The organism is Sphingomonas sp. M6A6_1c (genome assembly GCF_053345135.1).
This window is the reverse complement of the sequence record NZ_JBKEZO010000002.1, coordinates 335,647-348,105: the sequence shown is the minus strand read 5'-3', so window position 1 is coordinate 348,105 and position 12,459 is coordinate 335,647. Positions and strand designations below refer to the sequence as shown.

8 protein-coding genes are annotated in these 12,459 nt (G+C 67.0%); 7 read left to right on the top strand and 1 reads right to left on the bottom strand.

The annotated features are described in order from the left end of the window. Positions 1-31 precede the first annotated feature (31 nt). From tsaD to ACLBWH_RS04660, 3 genes are all read left to right on the top strand, one after another. The gene (gene tsaD, locus ACLBWH_RS04670) at positions 32-1,060 is read left to right on the top strand and encodes a tRNA (adenosine(37)-N6)-threonylcarbamoyltransferase complex transferase subunit TsaD (RefSeq protein ID WP_447797116.1); all 1,029 of its coding nucleotides are present in this window, start codon (positions 32-34) and stop codon (positions 1,058-1,060) included. Between the two features lie 28 nt (positions 1,061-1,088). Beyond that, positions 1,089-2,066 carry an NAD(P)H-dependent glycerol-3-phosphate dehydrogenase gene (locus ACLBWH_RS04665; protein WP_447797114.1) on the top strand — a complete coding sequence of 326 codons (978 nt, stop codon included), beginning with the start codon at positions 1,089-1,091 and terminating at the stop codon, positions 2,064-2,066. 158 nt (positions 2,067-2,224) lie between these two features. Continuing rightward, positions 2,225-5,275: a TonB-dependent receptor domain-containing protein gene (locus tag ACLBWH_RS04660; protein ID WP_447797113.1), complete on the top strand. Its 3,051-nt coding sequence runs from the start codon at positions 2,225-2,227 to the stop codon at positions 5,273-5,275. 71 nt (positions 5,276-5,346) lie between these two features. Here the strand turns inward: ACLBWH_RS04660 and purD are convergent, their stop codons facing one another. Beyond that, the gene (gene purD, locus ACLBWH_RS04655; RefSeq protein ID WP_447797111.1) at positions 5,347-6,606 is read right to left on the bottom strand and encodes a phosphoribosylamine--glycine ligase; all 1,260 of its coding nucleotides are present in this window, start codon (positions 6,604-6,606) and stop codon (positions 5,347-5,349) included. Here purD and xseA point away from each other — a divergent pair. The 4 genes from xseA (at position 6,605) to ACLBWH_RS04635 (ending at position 12,418) form a co-directional block, all read left to right on the top strand. Further along, the gene (gene xseA / locus ACLBWH_RS04650) at positions 6,605-8,023 is read left to right on the top strand and encodes an exodeoxyribonuclease VII large subunit (protein WP_322848320.1); all 1,419 of its coding nucleotides are present in this window, start codon (positions 6,605-6,607) and stop codon (positions 8,021-8,023) included. The genes purD and xseA overlap by 2 nt on opposite strands. A 14-nt stretch (positions 8,024-8,037) precedes the next feature. Then, positions 8,038-8,238: a DUF2093 domain-containing protein gene (locus ACLBWH_RS04645; RefSeq protein ID WP_038664415.1), complete on the top strand. Its 201-nt coding sequence runs from the start codon at positions 8,038-8,040 to the stop codon at positions 8,236-8,238. Further along, complete coding sequence (locus ACLBWH_RS04640) at positions 8,235-9,074, top strand: M23 family metallopeptidase (protein ID WP_447797109.1); 840 nt, start codon at positions 8,235-8,237, stop codon at positions 9,072-9,074. Before ACLBWH_RS04645 ends, ACLBWH_RS04640 begins: the two co-directional genes overlap by 4 nt. Before the next feature lie 335 nt (positions 9,075-9,409). After that, positions 9,410-12,418 (top strand): TonB-dependent receptor plug domain-containing protein, encoded by a 3,009-nt coding sequence (locus ACLBWH_RS04635; RefSeq protein WP_447797482.1) that lies wholly within the window; start codon positions 9,410-9,412, stop codon positions 12,416-12,418. Positions 12,419-12,459: the final 41 nt, after the last annotated feature.

The window sequence follows — 12,459 nt, the reverse complement described above, 5'->3', positions numbered from 1 at the left end:
ACCTCCGGCAACGCGCGTAAAGACTTGGGCCATGCCCCCCCGGATCATCCTCGGCCTCGAATCCTCCTGCGACGAGACCGCCGCCGCGCTCGTCACCAGCGATCGTCGCGTGCTCAGCCACCGTCTGCTCGGCCAGGAAGCGGCGCATGCGCCGTTCGGCGGCGTCGTCCCCGAAATCGCCGCACGCGCGCATGTCGAGGCGTTGGAACCGCTCGTCCGCGGCGCGCTCGCCGATGCCGGGCTGCGGCTCGACCAGGTCGATGTGATCGCCGCCACCGCCGGCCCCGGCCTCATCGGCGGCGTCATGGTCGGGCTCGTCACCGGCAAGGCGCTGGCGCATGCCGCGAACAAGCCGCTGATCGCGGTCAACCATCTCGAAGGCCATGCGCTCAGCCCGCGGCTGTCCGATCCCGATCTCGCTTTCCCCTATCTGCTGCTGCTCGTCTCGGGGGGGCATTGCCAGTTGCTGCTGGTCGAGGGGGTCGCGCGCTATCGCCGGCTCGCCACGACGATCGACGATGCCGCCGGTGAGGCGTTCGACAAGACCGCCAAATTGCTCGGCCTCGGCTTTCCCGGCGGGCCGATGGTGGAGAAAGCGGCGGCGCTCGGCCGTCCGATCGTGCCGCTGCCGCGCCCGCTGAAAGGCTCGGCCGAACCGCATTTCTCCTTCGCCGGGCTCAAGAGCGCGGTCGCCCGCGCCGTCGGCCAGCATGCGCCCGAGGATATCGCCGCATCGTTCCAGGCGGCGGTGGTCGATTGCCTGATCGATCGCACCCGTCGCGGCATCGCCGGGATCGACGCGACCGCGCTCGTCGTCGCCGGCGGGGTCGCGGCCAATGGCGCGGTGCGCGGTGCGTTGCAGGATCTCGCCACCGCCAACGGGCTGCGCTTCGTCGCGCCGCCGCTGTGGCTGTGTACCGACAATGCTGCGATGATCGCCTGGGCGGGTGCCGAGCGGTTCGCCGCCGGGCTCACCGACCCGCTCGACACGCCGGCGCGCGCGCGCTGGCCGCTCGATCCGGATGCGGAGGCGGTGCGCGGCGCCGGGGTGAAGGCGTGAGCGGGGTTTATCGAGGGAGGGCAAGGCCATGAAGATCGGCGTCATCGGCGGCGGCGCCTGGGGTACCGCGCTCGCGCAGGTCGCGGCGCATCGCGGCGAGCCCGTCACGCTATGGGCGCGCGAGCCCGAGGTGGTCGAGGGGATCAACGCCGGCCACGAAAACCGCCTGTTCCTGGCGGGCGTGCCGCTGTCGCCGTCGATCCGCGCCACCGCCGACTTCGGCGATCTCGCCGCCTGCGACGCCTTGCTCGTCGTCGCACCCGCGCAGCACGTCCGCGGCGTGCTGTCGCAGATCGCGGTCGGCACGCGCCCGCTGGTGCTGTGCGCCAAGGGGATCGAGGCGGGCACCCGGCTGCTCGTCGGCGAGGTCGCGCGGCAGGTCCATCCGCAGGCGCCCGTCGCCGTCCTCTCCGGCCCGACCTTCGCGCACGAGGTGGCCGCCGGCCTGCCCACCGCGGTGACGCTGGCGGCGGCGGACGAGGCGCTCGGGCGGGCGCTGTCCGAACGCCTCGCCGCGCCGCAATTCCGTCCCTATGCCAGCCGCGACGTCGTCGGTGCGGAGATCGGCGGCGCGGTCAAGAACGTGCTCGCCATCGCCTGCGGCGTGGTTGACGGCGCCGGCCTCGGCCAGAACGCCCGTGCCGCGCTGATCGCCCGCGGCTTTGCCGAGATGACGCGCTTCGGCCTCGCCCGCGGCGCGCGCGCCGAGACGCTCGCCGGCCTGTCGGGGCTCGGCGACCTCGTCCTCACCTGTTCCTCGACCAGCAGCCGCAATTTCTCGCTCGGTGTCGGTCTGGGGCAGGGCAGGGCGGCCGCGGACCTGCTCGCCGACCGCCGCACCGTCGCCGAGGGCGCCTTCACCGCCCCCGTCCTGCGCGAGACCGCCGCGGCGGCGGACGTCGACATGCCCGTCACCGCCGCGGTCTGCCGCTTGCTGGAGGGCGCACCGGTGGACAACGTCATCGGCGCGCTGCTCGCGCGGCCGTTGCGGCAAGAAGCGAGCTGATCGGCGCCATGCGGCGACAGAAGTGATGCAACCGGGTCACAATACCGCAATAAAGTATTGTAAAGGTCATGTTTCGGTATTGACTGACCGGGGCGTCTGACGAAGCTTCGACGTATCGAGCCAGCGAATAATCGCGGCTCGCCAAAGGGGCTGCTGTCATGAACCTGAATACCCATGTGTCGCTGCTCGCCCTCGCGGGCGGGCTGCTGCTCGCCGCGCCGGCGACGGCGCAAATCGTTAATGATACCAATAGCATGCAACCGCAGACCGACACCGCCGCCGACAGCAGCAACGTCAAGGCCGCGGCGATCAGCGGTCAGGCGCCGGAGAGCAGTGGCGATGGTGAGATCGTCGTCACCGGCACGCGCATCGTCCGCCCCAACAGCACTGCTGCCGCGCCAATCACCTCGGTTACCGCCGCCGACATCCGCGCGCAGGCCCCGATCAACGTTGAAGAGGTTCTCAACCGGCTCCCGCAGATTTCGCCCGACAGCCAGCAGAACTATCAGGATTCAGATGGTCGCCAGCGGATCAAGCTGCGCAGTCTCGGGTTCGAACGGACGTTGGTGCTGGTCGACGGCAAGCGGCTCGGCACGCAGAACGGCCAGGATACCAACATCATCCCGGTGGCGTTGATCGAACGTGTCGACGTGCTCACCGGCGGTGCCTCGTCGGTGTATGGTTCGGACGCGGTCGCCGGCGTCGTCAACTTCGTGATGAAGCAGAATTTTACCGGCATACGGATCGACGCCAACTACAATTTCTACAATCACGTCAATCAGTCCAACGTGGTGACGCAGACCGCGCAGAACTCGGGCTTCTCGCCGCGGCTCGGCCAGGTCAACGACGGTGGCCGTGCTGATCTGGCGCTCACCGCCGGCACCTCGCTGTTCGACGGCAAGCTCAACGTGTCGGGCTTCGTCAATTACCGCCATGCCGATCTGGTGCCCTATGACGCGCGTTCGACCTCGGCATGCCAGCTCGTCCAGACTGGCAAGGACGGCCCGCTGAGCTGCTCGCTGTCGACCTATTCGGTCAGCGGTTTCGTCTCGCCGGGCAGCGGCACCAACGCCGGGCGGCAGTTCGTCAATGATCCCAACGGTACGCGCACCTTCGTGCCTTATGGCACCGGGGTGGGTAACGCCGCCAATCCCTACGACGGCTATTCCTATCAACGGCAGGACAATCGCGTGAACGCTGGCGGCTTCGTCACGCTGAAGCTCTCGCCCGAATTCGAACTCTATGGCTCGGCATTGTGGTTCCGCGACAAGTCGATCAACCGCTATCCGACGCGCGTCTTCGCGGCGGCGAATTACGGCTCCGATCTCTTCCGGGTCAATTGCAACAACCCGTTCCTGTCGACGCAGCAGGCCGGCATCATCTGCGGCACCGCCGCCGGGACGGCGACCACCGTGCCGGTCGACATCCGCTACCGGTTCAATGCGCCGTTCATGACCGATACCTATACCAACACCGGTATCCGGGCGACCGGCGGCGTGCGTGGCAAGGTTGGCGATGCCTGGACCTACGACATCGGCGGCGTCTTCTCGCGCAATCAGCAGATCTGGGACTCGTCGCGCCTGCCGAGCTTCGACCGGGTCAACAATTCGCTCAACGTCGTCAACGTCAACGGCACGCCGACCTGCGTGTCCGGTGGCGCCTGCGTACCGTTCGACGCATTCAGCGCCGGCAACGGCAATCAGGCGTTGATCAACTATCTGTACGGTGATCTCGACCCGGCCCGGCAGAAGACCGTCGGCTTGCTCTACAACGTGCAGGCGAACATGACCGGCGATCTCGGCCGCTACGGCATCACCTCGCCGCTCGCCACCGACGGCGTCGCTTTCGCGCTCGGCACCGAATTCCGCAAGGATCGCCAATTTTCCGAGCTGACGCCGGGCTTCATCGAGGACTACGGCGGCGCGCCGTCCGACCTTAGCCAGCACGTCTGGGAATCGAACATCGAGGTGCAGGCGCCGCTGATCCAGGATCGCCCGTTCGCGCATCTGCTGCAGGCCAACGGCGGTTACCGCCTGTCCAAGTACAGCAGCAATCCCAACAAGTTCACCACCTGGAAGATCGAGGGCCTCTACGCACCCGTCGCCGATCTGACCCTTCGCGCCTCGTTCAACAAGGCACAGCGCGCGCCGACCGTGGTCGAGGCCTATCAGGCATCGAACATCAGCTTCTCGCGCCAGGGCGGCTCGCAGAACGACTTCTGCGCGCCGACGGCGACCAACACCAATGGCACGATCACCTATGGCGCGCCGATCGCCTCGCGCGAGGTCTGCCGCGCCACCGGCCTGTCGGATGCGCTTTACGGCAGCACGACGCTGCTGTGCCCCAACGACCAGTGCACCGTGCGCTCGGGCGGCTTCACCGCCGATCCCGAAACCGCCTACACCCAGACCTATGGTCTGGTGGTCAAGCCGCGCTTCATCAAGGGGCTCGTCTTCTCTGTCGACCGCTACCGGATCAAGATCAACAACTCGCTCGGCTATAACGATGACAGCTATTATACCGATGGCTGCCAGCGCTCGAACGGCGATCCGTTCTTCTGCTCGGGAATCGTCCGGGCCGCCAACGGCACGCTCTATGCCGCCGCATCGGGCAATCCGAGCAGCGGCTTCATCCGTGCGGGCACGACCAATTATTATTATTCGATTGCCCGGGGCTGGGATTTCCAGGGCAGCTACGCGCTCGGTCTCGGCAGCGTCGGCCGGCTGGACTTCGACTTCAACGGCTCGCTGACCACCTTCGCCGGCAGCCAGGATTCGCCGGTCCAGCCGCAGCGCAATTGCACCGGCTATTTCGCCAACGGATGCAGCCAGTTGCTGCCAAAGTGGACGCATGGCCTGCGGACGACCTATTCGACCTCGGACGGGATCTTCAACGCCTCGTTCAACTGGCGCTACATCGGCTCGCTGACCAGCGCGAACAACTCGGGCGACGCGGCGATCGGCGGCACGCCCGATCGGGCGCAGACGACCTTCTACCGTATCGCGCCGGCGAGCTATTTCGACCTCGCCCTGACCTTCAACATTGCACGGCAGTTCGCCTTCCGCGTGATCGCGAACAACCTGCTCGACAAGAACCCGCCTATCCTGGCGAATTCGTACAATATCAGTCTGGCGCGCAACAACACGATCCCGCAGCGCTATGACGCGCTCGGCCGCCAGATCGCGATCGGCACCACGATCAATTTCTGATCGGTTTACGAAAATGAAAAAGGCCCGTCGGAGCGATCCGACGGGCCCTTCCGTGTGTTCGTACCGAGCGATCAGCGCGCCAGTTCGCGCCAGCCGATGTCCCGCCGGCAGAAGCCATCGGCGAAGTCGATCGCATCCACCCCCCGATAGGCCGCATCGCGTGCCGCGCGGATGTCCGCCCCCATCGCGGTCACCGCGAGCACCCGGCCGCCGGACGCCACCAATGTGTCGCCCGCCAGCCGCGTTCCCGCCTGGAAGACGATCGCGCCGGTCGCCTCCGCCGCTTCGATGCCGCGGATCGCGCCGCCGGCTTTCGGCGTCCCCGGATAGCCCGCCGCCGCCAGCACCACCGTCATCGCCGCGGCGTCCGCGAACCCCGCCGCCGGCATGTCGCCGAGCCGCCCCTCGGCGACCGCCAGCATCGTCTCGACCAGATCGCCATCGAACCGCGGCATCAGCACCTGGGCCTCGGGATCGCCGAACCGCGCGTTATATTCGATCAGCTTGGGGCCGGTCGCGGTCAGCATCAGCCCGGCATAGAGCACGCCGCTGAACGGCGTTCCGTCCTCGGCGAGCGCCTTCACCGTCGGCGCGACGATCTCGTCGATCGCGCGTCGCTCCAGCTCGGGAGTGAGCACCGGCGCCGGGCTATATGCGCCCATGCCGCCGGTGTTCGGCCCGGTATCGCCCTCGCCGACGCGCTTGTGGTCCTGCGCGCTGCCGAACGGCAGCAGCGCGACGCCGTCGGTGAGCACGAACAGACTCGCCTCCTCCCCGTCGAGGAACTCCTCGATCACCACCGGCGCATCGCCGTCCGCGAACATCGCGTCGAACGCGGCGGCGGCCTCCGCCTCGCTGGTCGCAATCACCACGCCCTTGCCCGCGGCGAGCCCGTCCGCCTTGATCACGACCGGATAGGAGAAGGTGCTCGCCAGCGCCGCCTCCGCCTCGGCGCGCGCGCCGACGCGGACATAGCCCGCAGTCGGGATATCGGCGCGCCGGCACAGATCCTTGGTGAAGCCCTTCGATCCCTCGAGCTGCGCCGCCGCCTTGCCCGGCCCGAACACCGGCACGCCCGCCGCGCGCAAGGTGTCGGCGAGACCGTCGACCAACGGCGCCTCCGGCCCGATCACGACGAGGCCAACGTCATGGCCGGCCACGAAATCCACCACTGCGGCATGATCGGTCGCATCCAGCGCGACGCACGTCGCATGGCGCGCGACGCCGGGGTTGCCAGGCGCGGCATAGAGCGTATCGAGGAGGGCCGATTGCGCCAGTTTCCATGCGAGTGCGTGCTCGCGGCCACCTGAGCCCAACAGCAGGACGTTCATGCCAGAGTTCCTATCCGATACCGATGACGCCCGGCTGCTAGCCGAGGAGCGGCCCGGCGACAACGCGCTCGCCATGTCGGTCGGCGAACTCAGCTTCAAGCTCAAGCGGATGGTCGAGGGCGAGTTCGGCCACGTCCGCATCCGCGGCGAGATTTCGGGCTACAAGCGCGCGACCTCGGGCCACGTCTATCTGGCGCTCAAGGACGATGCGGCGGTGATCGACGGCGTGATGTGGAAGGGGCAGGCCAATGCGCTCGCCTTCGCCGCGCAGGACGGCATCGAAGTGATTGCCACCGGCAAGCTCACCACCTATCCCGGCCGCTCCAAATATCAGATCGTTATCGAGCGGATGGAGCTCGCCGGCGCCGGCGCGCTGATGGCCTTGTTCGAGAAGCTCAAGGCGAAGCTGGCGGGCGAGGGATTGTTCGACGGCGCGCGCAAGGTGCGCCTGCCCTATCTGCCGCAGACGATCGGCGTCGTCACCTCGCCGACCGGCGCGGTGATCCGCGACATCCTCCACCGGCTGGAGGATCGCTGCCCGACGCATGTGCTCGTCTGGCCGGTCAAGGTGCAGGGGCAGGGGGCGGCCGAAGAGGTCGCCGCCGCGGTGCGCGGCTTCGACGCGATGCCCGCGGACGGCCCGGTGCCGCGCCCCGACCTCGTCATCGTCGCGCGCGGCGGCGGTTCGATCGAGGATCTGTGGGCGTTCAACGAAGAGGTCGTCGTCCGCGCCGTCGCCGGCTGCACCATCCCGATCATCTCCGCAGTCGGCCACGAGACCGATACGACCTTGTGCGACTTCGCCGCCGACCTGCGCGCGCCGACCCCCACCGCGGCGGCGGAGCTGGCGGTGCCGGTGCTCGCCGACCTGCGCCACACGATCCAGAGCCATGGCCTGCGGACGCAGCGCTGCGCCAACCGCTATGTCGAGCGTGGCCGCGAGCGGCTGACCGGGCTCGCCCGGCTGCTTCCCAAGCGCGACGCGTTGCTCGGGCCGCAGCGCCAGCGTGCCGACGATGCCGGCCAGCGGCTCGACCGCGGACTCGAACGGCGGGTGACGCTGGCGCGTGGCCAGCTCGACCGGTCGAGCGGCGCGCTGCGTCCGGCGGTGCTCCAGCAACAGGTCGACCGCAACCGCGACCGGCTGGCGGCGACGTGGCGGCTGGTCCAGTCGCTCAACCCCGATGCGGTGCTCGACCGCGGCTATGCGCGGGTCACCGCGCGGCGTGAGGGTGGGGGCGGCGAGACACTGGCGTCCGCCGCCGCGGTTCGCGAGGCGGGGGCGGTAACGCTGCGCTTCCGCGACGGCAGCGTCGATGCCGTCGTCGACGACGGCAGCGGCCAGCCCGCCGAGCGCAAGGTTGAGCGCAAACCCGCCAGGGCCTATCCCAAGCCCGACCAGCCGACGTTGCTCTGACAGGACCTCAAGATATGCTCGTTTCCAACTCGGATCGCCCGGCGCGGCTTCATTATATGGCCAACGGCTTCCGGGTGCTGACCCCCGGCGACCATGTCGTCTGCGCGGTGAGCGGCGCCCGCATCCCGATCGAGCTACTGCGCTATTGGAGCGTCGCGCGGCAGGAAGCCTTCGCCAGCGCGCATCTCGCCAGCGAGGCGCTCAGCCCGCGATGAGGCTGCCCGCCGCACTCGTGCCGCTCGTCTGTCTATCCGCCGCCGCGGCGCCGCAGGCGCTCGCACCGGTCGCGGCACCCGCGTTTCGCTGGACCGGGACGCCGACGCAGGGCGGACTGATCGCCGGCACCGTGCCGGCCGGAAGCGTGGCGGTGACGCTCGACGGCCAGCCGGTCGCGGTCGAGGCGGACCGCTTCATCGCCGGCTTCGATCGCGACGCCGGCGCGCAGGCCATGCTCGTCGCGACGCTCGCCGATGGCCGCCGGATCACTCAGCCGCTCGCCGTCGCGCCGCGCGCATGGCGGATCGAGCGGCTGAACACATTGCCCAAATTCCCCGCGCCTGATCCGGTCATGGCGCAACTGCGCCCCGCCGAGCTCGCCCAGATCGCCGCGGCGCGCGCGCAAGTCACCGACGCGACCGGCTGGCGCCAGACGGTACGCTGGCCGGCGATCGGCCGCATATCCGGGTTGTTCGGCGCGCAACGCATCTATCGCGGCGAACCCGGCAGCTACCATTCGGGGATCGACATCGCCCGCCCGACCGGCACCCCCGTCCTCGCGCCGGCGGACGGCGTCGTCATCCTCGCGGCGGATCATCCCTTCACGCTCGAAGGCAATCTGTTGATGATCGACCACGGCCATGGTCTCAACAGCGCCTTCCTCCACCTGTCGCGGATCGACGTGCGTGTCGGCGACCACGTCCGCCAGGGCGATCCGATCGGCGCCGTCGGCGCAACGGGTCGCGCGACCGGGCCGCATCTGCACTGGAGCCTGCGCTGGCGCGACGCACGGCTCGACCCGCTGCTGGTGGCGGGGGCGATGCCGGGGGTGTGAGCCACTGCCCGTCAAAAGGACAGATCGCGTCCCAATGCTGCAATTGCGAGCAGTCATCGCATAGCCGGACGGGTTAGGTCAGGGGAATTGTGTCATTTGAGCGACACTCTGCGTTAAACCTGTAAGCTCCCCGTAAGGCGGGTTTACAGCGAAAAAATACGACCGCATTCCATACACATGTCTCTTGAGAGCCGCTTCGGTGGATGGGGGGACGCAGATCAACCGGGTGGATCGTCACAGCGACCGGCCGGGTTCAGCATGGGATTGCAGTCATGATTTCATCGTTTACGTCGCGCTGTGCGCTAGCGTCGGGCACGTCTGCCATGGCGTTGCTCATGGCGTTGGCCACACCCGCTTTCGCGCAGGACGCGGGCACCGCCGCGCCGGCTGATGCGCAAGCCGTGCCGCCGGCCGCTGCGGGCAGCGAAACCGCTACCGCCGTCGAGACGCAGCGTACCGCGCCCGAACAGAATGCGGCTGCCAGCGCCGACCAGGACATCGTCGTCACCGGTACGCTGTTCCGCGGCACCGACACGACCGCGTCGCCGGTGACCACGATCACCGCACAGAATCTGGATCAGCGCGGCATCAGCACCATTCAGGAAGGCATTCAGCGCCTCTCGTCGAACAATGGCCCGGCGCTGACCAACAGCTTTACCGCGAATGGCGCATTCGCGTCGGGCGCATCGGCCGTGTCGTTGCGTGGTCTGTCCACGAACTCGACCCTGGTGCTGTTCGATGGTCTGCGTGCCGCTTATTATCCGCTCGCGGATGACGGGACGCGCGCCTTCGTTGATCTGAACACCATCCCCGACGACATCGTCGAACGGATCGACACCGTGCTCGACGGTGCCTCGTCGACCTACGGCGCCGACGCGATCGCCGGCGTGGTTAACATCATCACCAAGAAGACGGTCAAGGGCGTAACCGGCCGCGCCGAAGGCGGCATTTCCGAGCGCGGCGACGCCTCGCAATATCGCCTGTCGATGACCGCCGGCGTCGGCGACCTCAGCGAAAACGGTTACAACGCCTACGTCAGCGGTTTTTATTACCAGCAGGCCGAGCTGTTCAACCGCGACCGTAAATATCCGTACAACTCCAACGATTTCCGCGGCGTGTCGCAGGACGGTATCCAGGGCGTCAACAACACCATCAACGGTGTACAGGCCGATGGCACGCTCAACGGCTTCAACTTCGGCACGCCTTTCGCCGTTCGTCCGCGCGATGCCACGACGGGAGCGGCGATTCCCGGTGTCAGCTCCCAGTACCAGTATCTCAGCGGGTGCACGAGCGGTACGCCGTACACGCTGACCGGCGCGGATCGCGCCAATCCGGTCAACGCCGTCGCGCCGAACACCGTCTGCCAGGAAGATCTGGTCAACCGCTACGGCGTCATCAACCCGTTCATCCAGCGCTATGGCGCGTCTGCCCGCGTGACCGCGCGTTACGGTACGGACGGCGAGGCCTATGCCGCGTTCAACTTCATCCAGACCAACACGCGCGTCGACGGTGCTCCGATCGCGATCCGCAACAACGCGCCGGCGCCCTTCTACTTCCCGCGGTACAGCACCGCCGCCAATGTCGCCGCGTACGGCAACAACACGATCCTGCAATTGCCGGTCTATGTCTGCTCGTCGGGCGTGAATTGCGCCGCCGCAGCGGATCGCCGCCTGAACCCGAACAATCCGTTCGCGGCGCAGGGCTACACCGCTGCGATCGGCGGCCGCATTCCCAACCTGCCGACCCGTGACGAGACCCGTACCCGCGGCTATCGTGCTGCGATCGGGGCCAAGGGCACGCTCACCGGCGATTGGCAGTACAACATCAACGCGACGGCGATGCACATCGACCTGCGCCGCAAGAGCGATGGTTATCCCTACATCCAGAACCTGTTGAACGCGATCAACACCGGCAGCTACAACTTCCTCGATCCATCGGCGAACAGCGCGGCGACCCTGTCGCTGATCGCGCCGACGGCGATTGCGAACTCGACGTCGGATCTGGACGAGCTGGACGCAAGCGTGACCGGCAAGCTGATGGATCTGCCGGGCGGCCCGCTCCAGCTCGCTTTCGGCGGTGCGGTGCGGTACGAGGCGGTGGATTCACCGAGCATCAACTCGGACATCAACGGTGCGACGCAGCGGTATTTCACGTTGAACGGCTTCGCCCTTAAGGGCAGCCGTACCGTCTATTCGGCTTACGGCGAGATCAACGCGCCGATCATCGACCAGGTGACGCTCAGCGCCAGTGGCCGTTACGATCGGTATCCCAACGGCATCGACAATTTCTCGCCGAAGGCCGGCATCGTCTTCAAGCCGATCCGCCAGTTGACGCTGCGTGGGACCTATTCGCGCGGCTTCCGCATTCCGAGCTTCGGTGAGGAAAGCGCAACCTTCCCGACGACCGGCTACGTCAACGCCACGCGCGGCATCTATAACGACAGCTATCTGGCGCAATATGGCTGCTCGCTCGCGACCTATACCAGCTGCCCCACCTATCTGACGGGCGCCAGCTACGGTGCGACGTCGCTGTCCAATGCCAATTTGAAGCCGGAAAAGTCGCGCAGCTTCACCGGTGGCGCGATCCTGGAGCCGTTCCGCGGTTTCGTGATCAAGGCCAGCTACTATAACATCAAGAAGACCAACGTCATCACGACGGCGAACAACGCACCGGCGATCCTGGCCTATTATAGCGGCCAGACGGTCCCCGCGGGTTACAACATCATCCCCGACGCAGTCGATGTGAACAACCCGAACGCCACGCCGCGTATCGCCTTCGTGCAGTCCGGCTTCATCAACGCCAACACGCTGAAGACCTCTCTTGGCGCCGACATCAATTTCCCCATCGGCAATCACGTCAAGTTCAGCACCAATGCGCAGGCGACGTACATCCTGAAGCTGGAAACCGAGTTTCCGGACGGCACGGTTGAACGCTATGACGGCACGCTGGGCAACTTCAACCTGACGGCAGGTTCGGGCACGCCGAAGTGGCGTGGGACGCTGACCTCGACGGTCGACATCGATGACGTTTTCCTGTTGAGTGGGACCCTCAACTATTTCGATGGCTATGACCTCTCGGCGATGGATCAGGGTACCGGCTACAAGGACTGCGCTCTGAACGACGGATCGCTGCCTTGCCGCACCAGTGACTATGCCACCGTCGATTTGACGGCGCAGGTCAAAATCAACGCGCAGTTCACCTTCTATGTGACGGCGCAGAACATTCTCGACGACTTCCCGCCGATCGACACCGTCACCTATGGTGCCAACGGCTATAATCCGGTGCAGGGCGGCGAAGGTATCCTCGGCAGGTACTTCAAGGCCGGCGTCAAAGTCGGATTCTGATCTTCCAACATCGCTAGATAGAAGGGCGACTTCGCAAGAAG